This window comes from Micromonospora sp. SD19, from assembly GCF_054462275.1.
In genome coordinates this window covers 376,598-397,284 of record NZ_JBTLMN010000003.1, presented here as the reverse complement: position 1 = coordinate 397,284, position 20,687 = coordinate 376,598, and the positions used below count along the sequence as shown (strand labels likewise).

The following is a 20,687-nucleotide window of genomic DNA, read 5'->3' as shown; positions in this document are numbered from 1 at the left end:
GGGTGGGGGGTTGGGGGGTTCAGGGGTGAGGGATGTGGGGTGGGCCACAGGTGGGGGTGGCGACGGGTTGGTTACTGGCGAGTAGCATTCGAGGGAAACGTGCCCGTGTCGGCGACCCTTGTTCGGTCCGGCGCGCCCTCCCGGCGCGACGGCCGGATCATGGTCGATTAGGAGGCTCAAGTGCCCCGTGAAGTTCGCGATGTCGTCTTCGTCGACGGCGTCCGTACCCCGTTCGGCAAGGCGGGTGGCATGTACGCCAACACCCGCGCCGACGACCTGGTGATCCGCTGCATCCGGGAACTGCTGCGTCGCAACCCGCAGCTGCCCCCGGAGCGGGTCGAGGAGGTCGCCATCGCGGCCACCACCCAGATCGGCGACCAGGGCCTCACCATCGGCCGCACCGCCGCCCTGCTGGCCGGGCTGCCCAAGACCGTCCCCGGCTTCGCCATCGACCGGATGTGCGCCGGCGCGATGACCGCCGTCACGACCGTGGCCAGCGGCATCGCCATGGGCGCGTACGACGTCGCCATCGCCGGTGGCGTGGAGCACATGGGCCGCCACCCGATGGGTGAGGGCGTCGACCCCAACCCGCGCATCGTCGCGGAGAAGCTCGTCGACCCGTCCGCGCTCGTCATGGGTGCCACCGCGGAGAACCTGCACGACCTGGTCCCGCACATCACCAAGGCACGCACCGACGCGTTCGCGCTCGCCTCGCAGCAGAAGACCGCCAAGGCGTACGCCAACGGCAAGCTCCAGGACGACCTGGTCCCGATGTCGATCCGCGACGCCGAGGGCGGCTGGGGTCTGGCCACCGTTGACGAGGCGCCCCGGGACACCTCGCTGGAGAAGCTGGGCACCCTGAAGACCCCGTTCCGCCCGCACGGCAAGGTCACCGCGGGCAACGCGGCCGGCCTCAACGACGGCGCCACCGCGAGTCTGCTGGCCGACGAGGCCACCGCCCGCGAGCTGGGGCTGCCGGTCGCCATGCGGCTGGTGTCGTTCGGGTTCGTCGGCGTCGAGCCCGAGGTGATGGGCGTCGGCCCGATCCCGTCGACGGAGAAGGCGCTGCGCCTGGCCGGGCTCAGCATCGACGACATCGGCCTGTTCGAGCTGAACGAGGCGTTCGCCGTGCAGGTGCTCGCCTTCCTCGACCACTTCGGCATCGCCGACGACGACGCGCGGGTCAACCAGTGGGGCGGCGCGATCGCCATCGGCCACCCCCTCGCCTCCTCCGGCGTGCGGCTGATGACGCAGCTGGCCCGCCAGTTCGCCGAGCACCCCGAGGTCCGCTACGGCCTCACCGCGATGTGCATCGGCATCGGCATGGGCGGCACTGTCATCTGGGAGAACCCGCACTGGACGGAGGGCAACAAGTGAGCACGCTCGCCGCATCGAACGAGGTCGTCACCCGGGCGCTGCTGCGCCAGGTGAACGTACCGGGGCTGGACCGGCCGGCCGCCCTGATCACGCTCGACAACGGCTTCGACCACACCAAGCCGAACACCTTCGGGCCGGGTGGGCTGGCCAGCCTGGACGAGGCGATCACCGCCGCGCTCGCCGCCGACCCGGCGTTCATCGCGGTCACCGGCAAGCCGTACATCTTCTGCGTGGGCGCGGACATCGTCGGCCTGCCGCAGCTCGCCGACCGCGCGCAGGCGCTGGAGATCGGCCGGCTCGGCCACCGGGTCTTCGCCCGGCTCAAGGACAGCACGGTGCCCACGTTCGCGTTCGTCAACGGCGCGGCGATGGGCGGCGGCCTGGAGCTGGCGTTGCACTGCCATTACCGGACGCTCTCCGGTGGGGCGGCGGCCCTGGCCCTGCCCGAGGTCTCCCTCGGCCTGGTGCCCGGCTGGGGCGGCACCCAGCTGCTGCCGAACCTGATCGGCATCCCCGCCGCCACCCAGGTGATCATCCAGAACCCGCTGATGCAGAACAAGATGCTCAAGCCGAAGCAGGCTGCCGAGCTGGGCATCGCGGACGTGCTGCTGGAGCCGGCCGACTTCCTGGAGCGGTCCCTCGAATGGGCCTCCGGTGTGGTGCGCGGCCAGGTCACGGTGACCCGGCCCGAGGTCGACAAGGACATGTGGGCGGGCGTGCTCTACTTCGCCCGGGAGACGCTGAACCAGCGGCTGCACGGCGCGGTTCCGGCCGCGTACAAGGCGCTGGACCTGCTGGAGACGGCGAAGGACGGCGACTTCGCCGCCGGCACCGCCGCCGAGGACGAGGCCCTCGCGGACCTGGTCTTCTCCGAGGAGCTGCGCAGCGGCCTGTACGCCTTCGACCTGGTGCAGCGGCGGGCCAAGCGCCCGGCCGGTGCACCGGACAAGGGCCTGGCCCGCACGGTCACCAAGGTCGGCATCGTCGGTGCCGGCCTGATGGCCAGCCAGCTGGCGTTGCTGTTCGCCCGCCGCCTCCAGGTGCCGGTGGTGATGACCGACCTCGACCAGTCCCGGGTGGACAAGGGCGTCGGCTACGTGCACACGCAGATCGAGAAGGCCGTCACCAAGGGCCGGATGGACAAGAACACCGCCGCCAAGCTGTACGGCCTGGTCAGCGGCACTGTCGACAAGAGCGCCTTCGCGGACGCCGACTTCGTCATCGAGGCGGTCTTCGAGGACCTGGGCGTCAAGAAGCAGGTCTGGGCCGAGCTGGAGAAGATCGTCTCTCCGGAGGCGGTGCTCGCCACCAACACCAGCTCGCTGTCGATCACCGAGATGGCCGCCGAGCTGGAGCACCCGGAACGGGTGGTCGGCTTCCACTTCTTCAACCCGGTGGCGGTGCTGCCGCTGCTGGAGATCGTCCGGGGTGAGCGCACCGACGACGCCACCCTCGCCACCGCGTTCGCGGTCGGCAAGCAGCTGAAGAAGTCCAGCGTGCTGGTCAAGGACGCCCCGGCGTTCGTGGTCAACCGGCTGCTCACCCGCTTCCTGGGCACCGTCTTCGCCGCCGTGGACGCCGGCACCCCGCTGGACGTGGCGAACAGCGCACTCGACCCGCTGGGCCTGCCGATGCGCCCGCTCGCCCTGCTCCAGCTGGTCGGGCCGGCCGTCGCGTACCACGTGGGCGGCACCCTGCACGCCGCGTACCCGGACCGGTTCGGGGTCAGCGAGAACCTCAAGCGGATCGCCGACTCGGGTCAGCCGATCGTCGTCGACGACCAGGTCAACGAGGACGTCGCCAAGCTGCTCGTGGTCGGTGACCAGCCGCTGACCGCAGAGCAGGTACGGCAGAACGCGCTCGACGCGCTCGCGCAGGAGATCCGGCTGATGCTGGACGAGGGTGTGGTCGCCGAGGCGCAGGACATCGACCTGTGCATGATCCTGGGCGCCGGTTGGCCGTTCCACCTGGGCGGCGTCACGCCGTACCTGGACCGGACCGGCACCTCCGAGCGGGTCACCGGGCAGCGGTTCCTGCCGCGCGGCGCGGCGAGCCTGCCGGCCTGACCGATCGCAGTACCACCATCGCGGTGGTCGGACCGTCCCTCGTGGACGGGCCGGCCACCGCGACCGTTTGTGATCAGCGGACCGTCGGACGGGGGTCTGCGCAGGGTCAACGGCGGGCTCCGCAGCGGGTTAAGATCACGCGTTTTGCACCCCCATCTTGGAGCTGACTGATGTCTCAGCCGCCGGCCAATCCCTACGGCCCGCCGCACGATTCCCCCGACCCGTCGCAGCAGCCGGGCCAGCAGTCTGGCGGTTGGCCGCCGCCGCAGCAGCAGGGACAGCCGCAGCAGCCCGGTGGGTTCCCGCCCGCGCAGCCCGGTGGGTTCCCGCCCGCACAGCCGGGCGGCTTCCCGCCCGCACAGCCCGGTTTCCCGCCCGCGCAGCCGGGCCAGCCGTACGGTGACCCGAACCTGGCCGGCGGCCCGCCCCCGGCGAAAAAGTCCAACGTCGGCAAGATCGTGCTGATCGTGCTGGCCGTGGTGCTGGTGCTCTGCCTGGGCGGCGCGGCGATCATCTGGTTCGTCGCCAAGGGGCCGGTGAACGACGTGCTCGACGCCAGCAAGACCCGGGTGGTCGCGCCGGCCACGCTCGCCGGCCGGCCGAAGCTCACCAACCCGGAGCTGGAGGCGGCCGCCGAGCAGGCGGTCAGCGGGATGAAGACGGCGGCGGGGAACGAGACGAGCACTGTCGCGGCCTTCTACGGCGACCCGACGAAGCAGGACCTCGTGATGATCGCGGGCATGTCCGGGCTGGTGGCGGACCCGAAGAAGGAACTCGACGCCTACGTCGACGGGCTGTCCAAGCAGCTGACCGTCAACGAGATGACGGCCGTCGACGCCGGCCCGCTCGGCGGTGAGGCGCGCTGCGGCGACGGGAACGCCGAGACCGTGCCGTTGGGCATCTGCGTCTGGGCCGACCGGGGCAGCCTGGGCCTGATGGTGATGTACTTCAAGTCCGCCGACCAGGCCAAGGCCGAGTTCACCGCGATCCGGGGCCAGGTCGAGCAACAGTCCTGAGCCGTACGAGACAGTGGGCCCCGGCCACCCCTGCGGTGACCGGGGCCCACGCCGTACGTCGACTGTCAGGCCGGTTCGGCGACCTCCGACGCGGCCAGCGCTGCCGCCGCGGCCCGCGCCGCTGCCGCCGCCGCCCGCTCGGCCGCGTTGCCGAGCACACAGAACTCGTTGCCCTCCGGGTCGGCGAGCACCACCCAGCCACCGCCGGTCGGGCTGACCCGGTCGGCGACGAGCGTCGCGCCGATGCCGAGCAGTCGCTCGACCTCCTCGGCGCGGGTCCGGTCGGCGGGTTGCAGGTCAAGGTGCAGCCGGTTCTTCACCGTCTTGCCCTCGGGCACGGCGATGAACAGCACCTCCGGGCCGCCCGGCGGCAGGAGCATCGCCTCCGGGTCACCGGGGAAGTCGTCGGGCTGCCGGGGGCAGTCGAACACCTGCGCCCAGAAGCCGGCCAGCGCGTACGTGTCGGAACAGTCGATGCTGATGTTGTGGATCGTCGAGCTCACTGGTGGTCCTCCACGGTGGTGATGGCGACACGTTCGCCGGCGCTGCGGAGCACGCAGAACTCGTTCCCCTCCGGGTCGGCGAGCACCGCCCAGCCCGTTCCGTCGGCAAGCCGTCGGTCGGCGACCATCGTGGCCCCGAGGCCGAGCACCCGCTCGACTTCCTCGTCCCGGGTCCGGTCGACCGGTTCCAGGCAGATGTGGACCCGGTTCTTGGTCACCTTCTCCTCCGGCACCTCCTGGAAGAACAGGTGGGGGGTGGTGCCGCCCGGCGGCACCACTGCCGCCTCCGGATCACCGGGGGCGTCCTCGTCGTGCCGGGCGTAACCGAGCACCGCCGACCAGAAGCCGGCCAGGGCGTACGTGTCGTGACAATCGAAACTGATGTTGCGGATCCGTGGATACACGGGTGGTCCTCCATGTTCGGATGAGGACGCTCCGCCGCCCGGAGTCAGCCTGCGAAGACCAGGGGTGCGGAGCCTTGACTGGTGGACATCGACGCACCCCCCTTCACTCTCTGAGCTGACTCGGTGATCTTGCCAGCGGGTGAGCGTCGCGCGCAACCCCGTTCAGCCGGCGGCGGGCACCGCCGGGGTGTCCGCCGACGGCAACGTCACCGTCACCTCCAGACCACCGCCGGGCTGCGCGACCACCCGTACGGTGCCGCCGTGCGCGTCGCAGACCGCCCGGACGATGGACAGCCCCAGACCGGACCCGCGAGCGCCGGTGCGTTCCCGGCCACCGCGCCGGAACGGCTCGAACAGCCCCGGAACGTCGGCCTGGTCCACCTCGAAGCCGGTGTTGCCCACCACCAGCCAGGACCGTTCGCCGTCGGTGCCGGTGCGCACCCACAGCCGGCCGTGCAGGTGGTTGTAGCGGACCGCGTTCTCGATGAGGTTGCCGGCCAACCGGTCCAGCAGGCCGGGGTCGCCGACGACCGGCGCCGGCTTCAGCGACGTCTGCACCCGCAGGCCGATCCGTTCCACCTCGCGGCGCATCGCCGACAGGGCGTTGGCGGTGCCGGCGGCGAGGTCGCACTCCGTCCGCCGACCCAGCCGCCGACCGGCCTGTGCCTCGCTGCGCGCCAGCACCAGCAGCGCGTCCACCAGGCTGTTGGCCCGCTCGGAGGCGTCCCGGACCACAGTCGCCATCCGCCGGTACTCGGCGGCGTCCGCCTCGTCGTCACTGAGCGTCACGTCGATCTCGGTGCGCATCACGGCGAGCGGGGTACGCAGCTCGTGCGAGGCGTTCGCCACGAAACGTTTCTGCGCCTCGAACGCGGACGCGATCCGGTCCAGCATGTCGTCGAACGTCTTCGCCAGCTCGGCCACCTCGTCGTCGGCGCCCGAGTAGCCGATCCGCTGGTCCAGGGTCGCCTCACCGAGCCGCTGCGCGGTCGCGGTGACCTGGTGCAGGGGGCGCAGCGCCCGACCCGCCACCGCGTACGCCCCGGCCACCCCGACCACGCTGATCGCCAACAGCGCCACCAGGCCCTTGGCCAGCAGCTCCCCCGAGGCGGCGTCGACCAACTGCCGCTGCCACTCGCCGGCGTCCAACTCCCGGCCGTCGGAGAGCAGCACTGTCGTGCCGGGCACCAACTCGTCGGTGGGGCGCAGCGCGTCGCGGACCAGCAGCCACGCCAACAGCACCAGGATCGCTCCGGCGCCGATCAGCAGCACCCCGTTGAGCACTGTCAACCGCAACCGCAGGGTGGGCCGCAACCGGCGACTCACCGTGCCACCTCGGTTCGCGACTGCGGGGCTCGCACACCCGGCTCACTCCTCGCGCTCACAGATTTACCTCGGCGGTGCGGTAGCCAGCGCCGACCACCGTCTCGATCAGCGGCGGGTCGCCGAGCTTCTTGCGCAGGGTCATCACGGTGACCCGGACGATGGTGGTGAACGGGTCGGTGTTGGCGTCCCAGACCCGTTCCAGCAACTCCTCACTGGAGACCACCGCGCCGCGCGCCTTGAGCAGCTCACTGAGCACCCCGAACTCCTTGTTGGTGAGGTCCACCGGCACTCCGGCGCGGGTGGCCACCCGGCGGGCCGGGTCGAGCACCAGGTCGGCCAGTTCGAGCACCGGCGGCGCCGCCGGGGTCGCCCGCCGGCCCAGCGCCTGCACCCGGGCGACCAACTCGTCGAAGGCGAACGGCTTGGGCAGGTAGTCGTCCGCGCCGAGCTGCAACCCCTCCACCCGGTCGGCCACCGTGCCGCTCGCGGTGAGCATCAACACCCGGGTCAGCGCACCGGAGGCCGCCAGGTCCGCGCAGATCTGATCGCCGTGCACGCCGGGCAGGTCGCGGTCGAGCACCACCACGTCGTACCGGGTGACGAAAGCGGCCTCGTGGCCGGCGTCGCCGTCGTACGCCACGTCGACGGCCATCCCCCGCTTGCGCAACCCGCGCGCGATCGCGTCGGCGAGGTTGCGCTCGTCCTCGACCACCAGTACCCGCATCCCGGCCTCCTCGCTGCTGACCACCGACAACCTAGTGCCGCCCGGCAACCATCGTCCCCCGCCGCGGGCACCGGTCGGCGTTGCGGGCCTCCGCCGCGTACGCGATGCTGGCCGGCGGCACCGAGCGACGGACGGACCTGGCATGACCACTGCGGCACCGACCATCCGGCGGGACATCGCCTACCGGGGTTTCCACCTGCCGGCCGACACGGCCACCGGCAGCGGCGACGGCCTGCGCGCCGGTGATCGGGGCCTCACCCTCGACGGCGGTGACCAGCGGGGCACCTGGACGTCGCCGCCGGTGCCGGTCGGCTTCGCCGTCGCCGAGGTGGTGCCGTCCTGGACGGCGGACACCCCGGACGGCTGTTGGATCGAGGTCGACCTGCGCGGTTGGCACGCCGACGCGCCCAGCACCGACTGGTACCGGCTGGCCCGCTGGGCCGCCGGCGACCACACGGTACGGCGCACGTCGGTGCCCGGCCAGCGTGACAGCGTCGCCCGGGTCGACACCGACACCCTGATCGTCACCGGGGCGACGGTCACCGGTTGGCAGGCGCGGGTGACCTTGTGCCGGCCCGCCGGCAGCCCGACCGGCCCGGTGCTGCGCAGCGTCGGCGCGGTCGCCACCGGGCCGACCTCGACCGACCAGCGGCACGAGCGGGAACCCGCCTCGACCGCCGCGCGTGGGATCGTGCTGGACGTGCCCCGCTACTCGCAGCGGCTGCACGCCGGCCAGTACCCGCAGTGGGGTGGTGGCGGCGACTCCTGGTGCAGCCCCACCTGCACCTCGATGGTGCTCGCCTACTGGGGCGCGGAGCCGACACCGGACCACTACGCCTGGGTGCGGCCGTCCGGTCCCCGACCGGTGGTGGTGCACGCCGCCCGACACTGCTACGACCACGCGTACGCCGGGGCCGGGAACTGGCCGTTCAACACCGCGTACGCCGGCCTGCACGGGGTGGACGCGTTCGTCACCCGGCTGCGGTCGCTGGTCGAGGCGGAGGCGTTCATCGCCGCCGGCATCCCCCTGATCGTCTCCGCCGCGTTCCGGGCCGGCGAGGTGCCGGGGCTCGGGTACGACACCGGAGGGCACCTGATGGTGCTGGTCGGCTTCACCGCCGACGGTGATCCGGTGCTCAACGACCCGTACGCCCCGGACGACGACGCGGTCCGCCGTACCGTGCCTCGGCAGGGGTTCGAGGCGGTCTGGCAACGCGGCAGCGGCGGGGTGGCGTACGTGGTGCGACCCGCGTCGGTGCCCCTGCCCCCGTCGCCGGCCCAGGCCAACTGGTGATCAGTCGGTCAGTTTCCAGAGCTGGTACGAGCCGGGCGCGGCGACACTGCACACCAGGTAACCGGTGACCGCCTGACAGTCCCCGGTGGCACGGGGCAGCACGTCCACGACCCGCGTCTTCGCGGCGCCGACGTCCAACTCGCCGACGAGCACCCCACCGTCGGGATGCCGGCGGATGCCGACCAGCCGGCCGACACCGAGTTGGTACAGCTCCCACCGGCCCAGGTCGGCCAGCTGCCGGCCGGTCAGCGCGTCGAGCACGATGTACTGCTCCAGCGGCCCGATGCCGCTGATGTTGGCCATCAGCCGGCCGTCGGTCGGCCAGGCCCACCCCCACCGGCTGCTGCGCCAGCGCACCTCGCCGGTCGCCGGGTCGAGCGCCTGCAGCTCGTTGTTGCCGGTGCGCAGGCACAGGACGGGGCCACAGTCCAGCGTGAAGTCGACGTTGACCCGGGTGCGGGTCCAGCGTCGGTCGAGCCGGTCCAGTCCGTACGCGGTGACCGCGCCCGAGCCCCTGTCGACGGCCAGCAGCAGGTCGTCTATCAGGTCCAGTCCGATCGGACCACGGTCGGGCGGGCGCAGGTCGGCACGGGCCAGCACCGCCCCGGTGATCGCGTCGCGTACCTCGACCGGCCCGTCCAACTGGTTGAGCACCACCCGGTCCACTCCGCGCTCGTCGCCCCGCACTGTCACGTCGGCGGTGACGCCCGACAGCTGCCAGCGCACCGTGCCGCAGCACGGATCGATCGCGCGCACACTGGACGGTTCGGTCTCGCCGCCGCTGCGCAGCAGCAGGTTGCCGTCGGTCAGCTTGGTGACGGTGCCCGGCTGCTGCCAGCGGTACGCCCCGGTCGCCCGGTCCAGGGCGATGGTGCGGGTCTCCCGACCCTCCGGGCCGATCTCGTACCCGGTGGTCAGCAGCATCCCGTTCAGCGACGTCATACCCCAGTACCGGGCCTCCGCCGACAGCGGCACCTGCCAGACCGGCTCGCCGTCGGGCAGCCGGTACGCGGCCAGCCGCCCCTGCCGCCTCGGGCTCGTCGGCTCCATCACCAGCAGTAGGTCTCCATCGATCATGACGTCGGATCCGGGCCTGGCCGGCAGCGTCACCGGGGCCGGGCGCGACGGCGTCACCGCGCCGGCGGCGAGCGTGACCAGGGCGAGCAGCACGACCAGCGCGCAGCGCAACGTGCGACCGTGGGCGCGGGGCGGGCGGGGCAGCGGGTCCGGGTCCGGGCCGTGCCGCAGCTCGCCGAGGTCGATCACCGAGTCGCTCACCGCGTCAACCTCCACAGGGCGGTCGTGCCGTCCAGGCGCTGGCAGAGCAGCACCGGCAGGGACGCCTGGCAGCTGCCGGCGATGCCGGGCAGCACGTCGACGATCCGCGCTCGGCCGGCCACCAGGTCGAGTTCGGCGACGACCATCCGACCGTCGTCGCCCCGCCGTACGCCGACCAGCGGGTCGTCGGCGTCGAGCACGGGCATCAGGCTCCACCCGCCCAGCTCGGTCCGTACCTGCCCGGTCGCCGCGTCCCGCACCGCGTACCCCCGGCCGGGCACTGCCATCAGCAGCCGGCCGGACCGGACGTCGGCCAGCACGTCCTGGCCCGGTTCCGACCAGCGCACCGCGCCGGTGGCCGGATCGAGCACCTGGAGGCCGCCGGTCTGCGGGACCGCGCAGAGCAGACCGCCGCAGTCGAGCACGTGCGACACCAGCGTCACCTCGGCCGTCCACAATGGTGCCAGGTCGGCCAGCGCGAAGCTCACCAGCCGGGTGCTGCCGGGCGGGACGAGCAGCAGCAGCTCGTTGACGACCTGCACCCGCTGGTACGCCGAACGGTCACCGGGCAGCGTGTCGATGCTGCGCAGCAGGTGGCCGCTGCCGGCGTCGTGCACCTGCACCTCGCCGGTCGGTTGCAGGAGCACGAAGCGGTCGACCTGGCCCGCCGGGTCGTGGTGGTAGGTGGGGTTGGCGGCCGGCGGAATCGGCACCGACCAGAGCACCCGGCCGGTGTCGGGCGCGACCCCGCTCACCGCGCCCGACCCGTCCTCCCGACCGTCGGTCAGCAGCAGCCCACCGTCCGCTGTCGGTTGCAGCGACCCCGGATGCTGCCAGCGTTGCCGGCCGGTCACGGCGTCGAAGGCGGTGGTCTGGAACACCCGGTTCGGGGCGCTGACCGCCGTGGCCAACACCAACCCCCGCTCGATGCGGACGTCGAGGTAGTCACCGGTGCGGGCCAGCGGCGCCTGCCACCGCCGTCGCACGGCGGCGCCGGCCGGTGCCGGCTGGGCGTACGCGCTCAGGTACCGGTCACCGTCGGGTATCGGCGGATCGACCACGAAGACGCTCTCCGCGGCCAGGTACGCCGTGGCCGTCCGGGACGCCGGCACCACACTCACCGTGCGCTGCGCCCACGGGGCGGCGGCGGCCAGCACCACCAGGCTGAGCAGCAGCACCGTCGCGCCCTGCAGCGGGCGAGCGGCGGCACGCGGGCCGCGGATCGACGGCGCCGACGGGGGCTCGTCCCGAATCTCACCCAGCTCGATGATCGACAACGACCGTCCTTCCGTCACCAGGTAAGGCTGGCCGACGGGTCACCGTCCGGCAAACCGACCGTCAGCGCACCGGCCCGGCAAAAGCGACGGAACCCCGCCTGTACGATGGCGCGTCGTGGCTGTGCCGGTGGTAGACCCTTCGCTGAATCCCCTGACCGACGCCGACCCGGCCGAGGTGGAGCCGACACGGCGGCCTCGGCGCCGTCCGGCCCGAACCGACCTGTTGGCCCTCGGAGCCTATGTGCTGCTGGGCGTCTTCGTCTGCCTCAACTACTGGGGTGACGTCAACGGCCGGGTCTCCTCGCACCTGCCCACCGATCACAGCTGGTTCGAGTGGTTGTTCGCGCACGGCGCGTACTCGGTGCGCCACCTGGAGAACCCGCTCTTCACGGCCCGGCAGAACGCCCCGGACGGGGTGAACATGATGGCCAACACCTCGCTGCTCGGGGTGACACTGCCGCTGGCCCCGCTGACCATGCTGCTCGGTCCCCAGGTGATGTACGCGCTCTATCTGGGTGCGGCGCTGGCGGCCACCGCCGGCACCGGGTACTGGATGCTCTCCCGCCACCTGGTGCGCTCCCGGGCGGCGGCGTTCGTCGGCGGCGCGTTCCTCGGCTTCGCGCCGGGAATCATCCACCACGCCAACGGCCAACCGAACTTCGTGTCCAATTTCCTGCTCCCGCTGATCGTGGTGCGGGTGCTCACCCTGGCCGAGCCGGGCCGGTGGCGGCGCAACGGGCTGGTGCTCGGGGCGCTGGTGGCGTACCAGATCTTCATCAACGAGGAGATGTTGCTGCTCACCGCGCTGGCCTGCCTGGTCATCGTGCTCGCGTACGCCGTGCAGCGGCCGCGGGCCACCCGGGCCGCTGCCGGCACGTTCCTGGCCGGGCTCGGCGTGGCCGGTGGGCTGGCCCTGGTGCTCACCGCGTATCCGATCTGGTTCCAGTTCAACGGCCCGCAGTCCTACCGGGGCCTGCAGGGCGGCGTGTTCCACAACTGGGGCGAGGACCTGGTCGCCTTCGTCACCTTCGCCCGGGACACCTGGGCCGGTAACCCGGAGGTGGAGAAGACCATCGGCCTGACCGAGCAGAACACCTGGTTCGGTTGGCCGCTGGTGCTGCTCTCGCTGGTGGCTCTGGTGCTGCTGGTGCGCCGGTCGCTGGCCGCGCGGATCGTCGCGGTGCTCATCGTGGTGTTCAGCGTGGCCGCGATCGGGCCGTGGGTGCGTTTCAACGGTGTGGAGACCGACATTCGCGGCCCGTGGTCGTACGTGTCGGACGACCTGCCGCTGGTCGAGATGATGATGCCGACCCGGTTGACGCTGGTGGTCGCCGCCGCGGTGGGCGTCCTGCTCGCGTTGACCTGGGACGCCGCGTACCGGCAGGGACGCCCGGTGGCCGACCGGCCGAGGGTGCCGGCCCAGCGCGCGGGCGACGCGGCCCCGGCGGCGTCCGCCGACGAGCCGGCCGCGCCGGTCGCCGCGCGCCGTCGGTGGCTGCGCCCGGTGGGGTACGCGGCGGTCGCCCTCGCCGTGCTGCCGCTCTTCCCCCGGCCGCTGCCCGCCCAGCAGATCGACCCGCCGCCGCACTTCATCAGCGCGGGCGGCTGGCGGCCGTACGTGCCGGCGGGCCGGACCCTGGTGCCGGTGCCGATCCCCAGCAACGTGCACGGCCTGCCGACGCTGCGCTGGAGCGCGCTGACCGGGCAGGAGTTCCCTGTCCCGGGCGGCTACTTCATCGGCCCGAACGAGCTGGGCGAGGGGGTCTTCGGCGCGCCGAACCGACCGACCAGCTCGCTCATCTACTCCACCATGGACAAGGGCGCGGTTCCGGAGCTGACCGACGAGAACCGCCGCCAGGCCATCGAGGACCTGCGGTTCTGGCGGGCGTCGGTGGTGGTGCTCGGGGCACACCCGCGCGAGGCGGTGCTCCGCGAGCTGGTCACCGGCCTGATCGGGCCGCCGCAGCGGGTCGACGACGTCTGGGTCTGGGACGTCCGCCCGCTGGTGGGTTAAACGCGCTCCCGCACGTCCCACACCCACCCGCCGTCGACCGGCCGACCCGGGCCGAGCAGGTCGTCGACAGTCCGGCGGACCGGGTCGCCGTGCTCCAGCTGACCGAGGACGACCACTGCCGCCCGCCAGTGCCGCAGGTCCTCGATGGCCTGTCGACGGTCGGCGTCGCTGAGCGGTGGCACCGCGCCGGTCTCGGCCACCCGGCGCAGCAGCACCGAGGTGGGCCGGTCCGGCGCGCCCCAGCGGGCCGTCGGGTCGTCCGGGCCACTGGGGCCGATGAAGTAGCCACCAGGCGCGGGGAACGCCAGACCGGTACGGGCCGACCAGAGCATCACCGGGCTGCGCCCGGCACCGGTGACCGGTGGCACCGCGACCACCGTCCGGCCGGGCGGCACCAGCGCACGCCAGTCGCCGTCGGCGACGAACGCCGGCACCGGCGCGACCGGCACCACCCGGATCGGCGTCGGCGCCAGGGGCAGCAGCGCGGCGGCCACCGCCCCGGCCCACAGCAGCCGTACCGGCAACCCCGGCGCGGGCGCCGGGTGCGCGGCGCGGACCCGGTCCACCGAGAGCGCCACCAGCACACCCAGCACCGGTACGCAGACCAGCGCGAACCGGGCCGGCACCGCGAGGTCGAGCAAAGGCAGCTCCGCGACCAGTCGGTACGGCCCCGGAAGGCCGGTGGCGTTGCCGTTCAACCGCACCGTCGTCCCGAGCGAGAGCAGGGCGAAGACCACGGCGCAGCCGGCCAACGCCCGGACCAGTGCCCGTCGCCACAACCAGATCACGATCACCACGGCGAGCACCAGCAGACCCGGGCCGAAGAACGAGTTCTCCTCGGTCGGGTTCGGCGAGAGCAGCCCCGGCAGCCAGTCGTCGCCCAGCACGGTCTGCCGGGCCGACGCGGTGAACGAGGCGACGTCCAGCTGGAAGCCCTGCGTGGCGAACGCCATCCCGGTGTAGTGCTGCGGACCGTGGAACTGGAACCACAACGGGTACGCCAGCGGAACCGCCGCCACGCCGGCCGCCACCGCGAGCCGACCGAAGAGGGCCGGCGCGTGCCGCCGCGCGGCAACCCGGTCGGCGAGCGCGTACGCCAGCGCGAAGACCCCGGCCGCGAGCACCAGGAAGACCAGCACCTCCTCGCCGATGAAGACCTGCCAGACGAGCAGCAACCCGAGGCCGACGCCGGGCCGCCACACGTCGTCCCGTGCGACGCCCGAGGCGGGCCGGAACACCAGGGCGAGGATCGCCGGCACCAGGAACTGCGCGGCGATGTGCAGGTGGGCGCCCGCCTGAGCGACCATGCCCGGGGCGAAGCCGCAGATCAGCCCACCCACCGCAGCCGCGGCCCGGGTGCCGACCAGCCGACGGCGCAGCAGCACGTACCAGGCGACGGCCGTCCCCGCGAGGCAGCAGACGACCGCCACGCAGAACGCCACCTGCGAGCCGAGGAGCAGTGTGACCGGGGTGAGCGGGACGCCCAGGCCGAGCACCGAGGTGTTCGCCATCAGGTTCACCCCGTCGGGCGCGTTCAACCCCGTACTGAAGAGCGGGTTCTCCCCCGCGACCACCGCATGGGCCGCGTGGGCCAACATCCACTCGAAGAGGATCTGGTCACCCGCCTGGTGGAACAACCGCCACGGGTGACCCCACTGCCCGCTCGTCACCACCACCGCGAGGCCCAGATAGCCGGCCACCACCAGCGCGTCCCGAAGCCAGGCCGGACGGGACGTGCCGACCGTCGCCGGCGACAGGGGGTTCGGGGACGTCGTCCCGGCGGTCATCAGACCGAACGGTCGCTGAGCGCCCGGACGTCCCAGACCCAGACATCCAGCTCCTGGCGGCCCGGGCCGACCAGCTCCTCGACCGTCCGCCGCAGCGGCTCGGCGTTCTGCTGCCGCACCGGCAGCACCAGGATCGCCGCCCGCCAGTGCCGCAACTCGTCGGTGAAGCGCCGACGCTGCCGGTCGTCGAGCTTGGGCGTACGCCCGGTGGTCGCCACCTCCTCCAGCATCTGGCCCACCCCGCTGGGGCGACCGCCGAACCGGCCCGGGTCACCGGTGTTGCCGTTGCGGGGCGCGAGGAAGTAACCGCCGGGGATCTTGAAGTCGAGGTTGGTGGCCGCCGCCCAGCGCATGCCGTGCGTGTTGCCCATGCTGGGCACCGGGATCGGCACCAGCGTCTGATCCGGCCCGACGTACGCCCGCCAACGATCGGCGGTGATGAAGTCCGGCACCGGGGGCCGGGAGACCATCCGCAGCGGCATCGGTGCGATCGGCAGCAGCGCGAAGGCCAGGCCCGCGGCGGTGAGCACGCGGACGGTACGGCGGTCGGCCGGGCGCAGCGCCCAGGCCCGCTCGACGGCGAGAGCGAGCAGCAGACCGATCACCACGCTGGTGATCAGACCGAACCGGGTCGGCACCACCGCGTCGAGCAGCGGCAGATGGACCAACCACTCCCACGGCCCCGTGATCAGCTCCCGGTCCCACCAGGAGACCCGCTCTCCGAGGGAGAGCACGGCGAAGAACAGGCCGGTCACCGCGAGCGCCCTGACAATCAGCTCCCGGCGCAGCCAGACCACGATGCCGATGGCGAGCATCGACAGGCTCCAGCCGAAGAAGGCGTTCTCCTCGGAGTAGTTCGGCGCCAGGTTGGCGTTGGCTCGCTGGTTGCCGCCGAGGGTAGGAGAACCGGGGGCGAAGAAGGCGGCGATGTCGTTGCCGTAGTCCTGCACCGCGTCGCTGAGCCCGTGGTAGGCCATCGGCCCGGCGAACTGCACGTAGAGCGGGTACGCCAGCAGCGCCCCGGCCAGCAGCGCGCAGGTCAGCACGCCGGCGCCCAGCGGCCGCCACGCCGCCCGCCACCGGGCCGGCTCCTGGGCGAGCACCGCCAGCAGGAAGACACCGCAGGCCAGAGCCGTGAAGAGCAGGATCTCCTCGTTGATGAACGCCTGGATGGTGACCAGCACGGCGAGCAGCGCCCCGTCGCGAACCGGCCTACCGGAGCGGGTGAGCACCAGCACCCGCCACACGATGAACGGCAGCAGGAACTGACTGATGATGTTCGGATGCCAGCTGGCGTGCGAGAGCATCGCCGGCGAGAACCCGCAGAACCAGCCGCCGACCGCCGCCGCCAGCGGGGTGCGCACCAGGTGGCGGGAGAGCATGAGGTACCAGGCCATGGCGGTGCCGGCGAGGCCGAGCGTGACCAGCACCACGAAGGAGACCGCCGGTCCGAAGAGCAACGTCACCGGGACCATCGGGATGCCCAGCGCCAGCACCGCCGTGTTGGCCATCAGGTTGACGCCGTCGGGGTAGTTGAACTGCTCGGTGTAGAACGGGTACTCGCCGTGCAGCACCACGCGTACCGAGTGGGCGAGGAAGAACTGCACCTGAGCCGGGTCACCGGTGTAGAGCGAGGCCACCCGGCCGGACGGGTCCAGCCAGATCCGGCTGGTCACCCAGAGCGCGGCCAGCAGAAACAGCCCGCCCACCGCCAGGTGCTGCCGCCGCCGGGTCCACCGCACCCCTGTCGACACCGCGCCCCCGGCCGGCGCTTCGGGCTCGGCCGGAACTTCGGGCGCTGCCGGTGTTCCAGGCTCTGCCGGCGCCTCGGACTGTGCCGGCGCTTCGGGCGCTGCCGGCGCGTCGGGCTTTGCCGGTGTTTCGGGCGCTGCCGGGGTCTGCGCCGGGTCCGTGGTGGGGGCGGTCAGCGCGGGCGGGCCGGTCAAACGGCCGACAGGTGTGCGGTAACTCACCAGGTCGGCGGAGTCGGCTGCCGCCTCCGTGTGCGGCGCGGGCAGGGCGCGGGACTCGGCAGGCGTCACAGTCGGCGGAGTCTACCGGAGCAACCAAAACGCCCTAAAGCCCCGGTGGTGTCCATTGTGGCGGATCGGGTGACGGCCACCTGAGGCACCGCACCGGACATCTCGTACTATGGCGCTTTCCGACAGCGACGGCGAGGCGATCGGGGGCGGGCCAGGTGACTCCAGGCCGTCGGTACGGCAGGACGCTTCCCGTCCTGCTGAGCGCGCTGCTGGCAAGCACGGCCTGCGGTCCGGTGGCCGAGCGGAAGCCGCAGGACCTGCGGGTCGGGTACGACAGCCTGGACGGCGCGCTGACGGTGTGGCCGCCCCGCGGCGACCTCTCCGGCGACGCCGCGGCGACCGCGGCGGTCACCGCCGCCGTGCGGGACTGGCGGTCGCCGGCCGACGACCGCGCGCACCTGCCCTCGTCCGGCATCCTCTTCTCGGGTCGCGTCGACGGCGCCCCGGTGGCGCTGGTGGCCGCCGACGTGCCCGGCGAAAGCGCCTCCTGGCTGCTGCAACTGACTCGCGAAGGTGACCGGTACGAGGTCACCCGGGCCGCCGAGTACACCGACCCCGGTTACCTCGTCTACTCCGACGTGCTGCCCGTGCAGACGACCGGCGGCCGGCGCTACCTGGTGTCGGCGCGGGTGCAGACCCTCCTCGGGCCGCAGGACCGGGCGCTGACCATCGCGGACGGCCTCAGCGCACCGGTCGATGTGCCGTCCTGCACTGCCGTCGGCGTGACCGCGACCCTGCGCACCACGGAGTCGCTGCCCCGTGGGCGGGCCGCCGACCGGCTGCTCGACCTGGGCACCGGCACCGCCGATCCCCGTTACCCGCTGGTCCGCGACGAGTCCGGCACCGGCCGGCGTGCGCTCACCGGTCTGGACACCTGCGCGCTGGCCGGCGACCGGGGCCCGTTCGGCAGCATCCCGCGCCGGATCGGCGACCGGGACGCCCCACGCTCGGTGCCGACCTCCTGGCCGATGGCGAAGCTCACCGTGCGCTCGCTCGGCGAAATCGCGCTCGGCGGCGGCGAGGCGGCCGAGTTGCAGCAGCTCAGCTGGGACACTGACGCCGGCGCGATGACGGCGGTGATCTACCGACCGGCCGACGGGAGCGCAGCGGTCGTCTCACCCGCCGACCGGGCCACCCCGTTGCAGGCCTACCAACTGCCGGTGCCCGGCCAGCCGCTGGTGGTGTTGAGCTGGCGGCCCACCCGGGACAGCTCGCTGTCCGTCCCGCCGGGCACTCCCCTGCTGGTCGAGCGCCCCGGCCTGGCGGTCATCCCGACCCCGTCGCGCTCCCAGACCTACAGCCTCGCCAACAACGACAAAACCCACTACCGCTCAATCTCCCCCCGCTAACCCCACCCCACCCCACCCCACCCCACCCCGCCTCCCTTACCCCCCCCACCCCCTCGCCCCCTCTCCCGCCCCGCGATCTTGCACTTTCTGCGGCGACAAATCGGGGCTCAAGGGGCATTACGTCAACCGAAAGTGCAAGATCGACGAGCAGGACGAGGGCGAGCAGGACGAGGGTGGGTAGACGCGACGGCGGGCGCCCCGTGCGGCGGCGCCCGTCGTCGTGTGCGGGTCAGTTCTGTGCGGCCGCGTCGCTGGCGGTGAGGCGGTCCGGGGTGGCGTCCAGGCTGGAGATCCAGCCGGTGACGTCGCGGGCCACGTCCTGGGCGGTCAGGCCCAGGTCGGCGAGGATCTGCGCGCGGGTGCCGTGCGGGTGCCACTCGGCCGGCACACCCAGGTCCTTGAGCGGCACCCGGACGTCGGCGTCCCGCATCGCCTGGGCGAGCGCGTCACCCACACCGCCGACCCGGACACCGTCCTCGACGCTGACCACGAGCCGGTGGCGGGCGGCCAGGTCGACCAGCTCCGCCGGGACCGGACGCACCCAGCGCGGGTCGACGACGGTGACCCCGTAGCCCTGCTCGGCGACCCGGGCGGCCACCTCCATGCCCAGTTGGCCGAAGGAGCCGACGGCGACGAGCAGCACGTCGGTACGGGCGGACTCGGCCAGCACGTCGACCGGGCCGACCCGGCGCAGCGCCGGCAGGTCCGCGGCGACGGTGCCGGTCGGGAACCGCACCACTGTCGGGCCGTCGTCGACGGCCAGCGCCTCGCGCAGCTCCTCGCGCAGGGTGGCGGCGTCGCGGGGTGCGGCGATCCGCAGCCCCGGCACCACACCGAAGACCGACATGTCCCAGATGCCGTAGTGGCTGGGGCCGTCCGGGCCGGTGATGCCCGCCCGGTCCAGCACGAAGGTCACCGGCAGCTTGTGCATCGCCACGTCCAGCAGGACCTGGTCGAAGGCGCGGTTGAGGAAGGTGGCGTAGACAGCGACCACCGGGTGCAGCCCGCCGAGCGCCAACCCGGCCGCCGAGGTGGCGGCGTGCTGCTCGGCGATGCCCACGTCGTACACCCGCTCGGGGTACTTGCGGGCCAGCTTGGCGATGCCGGTCGGCTCGGCCATCGCGGCGGTGATGCCCACCACGTCCGGACGCTCGTCGGCGACGGCGAGCAGCTCGTCGGCGAAGACGTGCGTCCACTTCACCGCCGGGGCGGCCAGCAGCGCGCCGGTCTCCACGTCGAAGGCGCCGCCGGGGCCGTGCAGGCAGTCCGCCTCGTCCTCCTCGGCCGGGCGGTAGCCGTACCCCTTGCGGGTGACGGCGTGCACGATCACCGGGCCGCCGAAGTTCTTGGCCGCGCGCAGCGCCGCCTCGACCGCCGCCACGTCGTGCCCGTCCACCGGGCCCACGTACTTGATGCCGAGGTCCTCGAACATGGCCTGCGGGGCGACCGCGTCCTTGATGCCCTTCTTGACGGCGTGCAGCACCTCGTACATCGGCTTGCCGACGAGCGGGGTGGAGCCGAGGGCGTCCTTGACGGTGTCGAGGACCTTCTCGTAGCCGGGGTTGAGGCGCAGTGAGGAGAGGTGGTCGGCCAGGCCGCCGATGGTCGGCGAGTACGACCGGCCGTTGTCGTTGACCACGATGACCAGCGAGTTGCCGGCGGTGGCGATGTTGTTCAGCGCCTCCCAGCACATGCCGCCGGTCAGGGCGCCGTCGCCGACCACCGCCACCACGCTGCGCGCCTCGCCCCGCAGGGCGTACGCCTTGGCCAGGCCGTCGGCGTAGGAGAGCGCGGTGGAGGCGTGCGAGTTCTCGATGAGGTCGTGCTCGCTCTCGGCCTGGCTGGGGTAGCCGGAGAGGCCACCGCGCTGGCGGAGCTTGTCGAAGCCGGCCTGACGCCCGGTAATGATCTTGTGTACGTACGCCTGGTGGCCGGTGTCGAACAGGAGCCGGTCCCGGGGGGAGTCGAAGACGCGATGCATGGCGAGCGTCAGCTCGACCACACCGAGGTTGGGCCCGACGTGCCCGCCGGTACGGGACACCTTGGTGATCAGGAAGTCCCGGATCTCGGCGGCGAGGACGTCCAGCTCCTCGCCGGACATCCGCTTGACGTCCTGCGGACCGCGAACCGTCCCCAGCAGCCGGCCGTGGTTGGCCGTGTCCTCTTCAACACTCATGACCGGAGAGTCTATCGGCCGCCCGGTACTCCGCAGCTCGGCCCGAGCCCCGGC

General features: G+C 72.7%; 15 protein-coding genes. 6 read left to right on the top strand and 9 right to left on the bottom strand.

The window, feature by feature from the left end; all coding sequences use genetic code 11:
* Positions 1-180 precede the first annotated feature (180 nt).
* From ACX27O_RS14270 to ACX27O_RS14260, 3 genes are all read left to right on the top strand, one after another.
* Positions 181-1,377, top strand: coding sequence for a thiolase family protein (locus ACX27O_RS14270; RefSeq protein WP_030338108.1), 1,197 nt, complete (start codon positions 181-183; stop codon positions 1,375-1,377).
* Complete coding sequence (locus tag ACX27O_RS14265) at positions 1,374-3,443, top strand: 3-hydroxyacyl-CoA dehydrogenase NAD-binding domain-containing protein (protein WP_210859902.1); 2,070 nt, start codon at positions 1,374-1,376, stop codon at positions 3,441-3,443. The genes ACX27O_RS14270 and ACX27O_RS14265 overlap by 4 nt, the downstream gene beginning before the upstream one ends.
* A 170-nt stretch (positions 3,444-3,613) precedes the next feature.
* Positions 3,614-4,459 carry a hypothetical protein gene (locus tag ACX27O_RS14260; protein ID WP_358128400.1) on the top strand — a complete coding sequence of 282 codons (846 nt, stop codon included), beginning with the start codon at positions 3,614-3,616 and terminating at the stop codon, positions 4,457-4,459.
* Positions 4,460-4,524: 65 nt separating this feature from the next.
* Here the strand turns inward: ACX27O_RS14260 and ACX27O_RS14255 are convergent, their stop codons facing one another.
* The 4 genes from ACX27O_RS14255 to ACX27O_RS14240 form a co-directional block, all read right to left on the bottom strand.
* Positions 4,525-4,962: a VOC family protein gene (locus ACX27O_RS14255; RefSeq protein ID WP_051708917.1), complete on the bottom strand. Its 438-nt coding sequence runs from the start codon at positions 4,960-4,962 to the stop codon at positions 4,525-4,527.
* Positions 4,959-5,366 carry a VOC family protein gene (locus tag ACX27O_RS14250; RefSeq protein WP_285793700.1) on the bottom strand — a complete coding sequence of 136 codons (408 nt, stop codon included), beginning with the start codon at positions 5,364-5,366 and terminating at the stop codon, positions 4,959-4,961. The genes ACX27O_RS14255 and ACX27O_RS14250 overlap by 4 nt, the downstream gene beginning before the upstream one ends.
* A gap of 162 nt (positions 5,367-5,528) precedes the next feature.
* Entirely contained in the window at positions 5,529-6,692 is a 1,164-nt protein-coding gene (locus ACX27O_RS14245; protein ID WP_051708918.1) for a sensor histidine kinase, read from the bottom strand.
* Between the two features lie 55 nt (positions 6,693-6,747).
* Entirely contained in the window at positions 6,748-7,416 is a 669-nt protein-coding gene (locus ACX27O_RS14240) for a response regulator transcription factor (protein WP_030338119.1), read from the bottom strand.
* A 142-nt stretch (positions 7,417-7,558) separates the two neighbouring features.
* On the opposite strand from ACX27O_RS14240, the gene ACX27O_RS14235 reads away from it, so the two are divergent.
* Positions 7,559-8,710, top strand: coding sequence for a peptidase C39 family protein (locus tag ACX27O_RS14235; RefSeq protein WP_458939544.1), 1,152 nt, complete (start codon positions 7,559-7,561; stop codon positions 8,708-8,710).
* Here ACX27O_RS14235 and ACX27O_RS14230 read toward each other — a convergent pair whose 3' ends face one another.
* Together ACX27O_RS14230 and ACX27O_RS14225 are read right to left on the bottom strand one after the other, a co-directional pair.
* Positions 8,711-9,988 (bottom strand): outer membrane protein assembly factor BamB family protein, encoded by a 1,278-nt coding sequence (locus ACX27O_RS14230; RefSeq protein WP_156058035.1) that lies wholly within the window; start codon positions 9,986-9,988, stop codon positions 8,711-8,713.
* Positions 9,985-11,283 (bottom strand): outer membrane protein assembly factor BamB family protein, encoded by a 1,299-nt coding sequence (locus tag ACX27O_RS14225; RefSeq protein WP_210867075.1) that lies wholly within the window; start codon positions 11,281-11,283, stop codon positions 9,985-9,987. Before ACX27O_RS14225 ends, ACX27O_RS14230 begins: the two co-directional genes overlap by 4 nt.
* Before the next feature lie 103 nt (positions 11,284-11,386).
* On the opposite strand from ACX27O_RS14225, the gene ACX27O_RS14220 reads away from it, so the two are divergent.
* Complete coding sequence (locus ACX27O_RS14220) at positions 11,387-13,279, top strand: hypothetical protein (protein ID WP_285794366.1); 1,893 nt, start codon at positions 11,387-11,389, stop codon at positions 13,277-13,279.
* On the opposite strand, the gene ACX27O_RS14215 is transcribed toward ACX27O_RS14220, so the two are convergent.
* Both ACX27O_RS14215 and ACX27O_RS14210 read right to left on the bottom strand, forming a co-directional pair.
* Entirely contained in the window at positions 13,276-15,066 is a 1,791-nt protein-coding gene (locus ACX27O_RS14215) for a hypothetical protein (RefSeq protein ID WP_285793696.1), read from the bottom strand. The genes ACX27O_RS14220 and ACX27O_RS14215 overlap by 4 nt on opposite strands.
* A complete protein-coding gene (locus tag ACX27O_RS14210) occupies positions 15,066-16,820 on the bottom strand; it encodes a glycosyltransferase family protein (protein ID WP_285794365.1) in 1,755 nt (584 codons plus the stop codon). Before ACX27O_RS14210 ends, ACX27O_RS14215 begins: the two co-directional genes overlap by 1 nt.
* Before the next feature lie 443 nt (positions 16,821-17,263).
* Between ACX27O_RS14210 and ACX27O_RS14205 the strand changes: the two genes are divergently transcribed.
* Entirely contained in the window at positions 17,264-18,457 is a 1,194-nt protein-coding gene (locus ACX27O_RS14205; RefSeq protein ID WP_458939543.1) for a hypothetical protein, read from the top strand.
* 229 nt (positions 18,458-18,686) lie between these two features.
* Here ACX27O_RS14205 and dxs read toward each other — a convergent pair whose 3' ends face one another.
* Entirely contained in the window at positions 18,687-20,633 is a 1,947-nt protein-coding gene (gene dxs, locus ACX27O_RS14200) for a 1-deoxy-D-xylulose-5-phosphate synthase (protein WP_210866650.1), read from the bottom strand.
* Positions 20,634-20,687 lie beyond the last annotated feature (54 nt).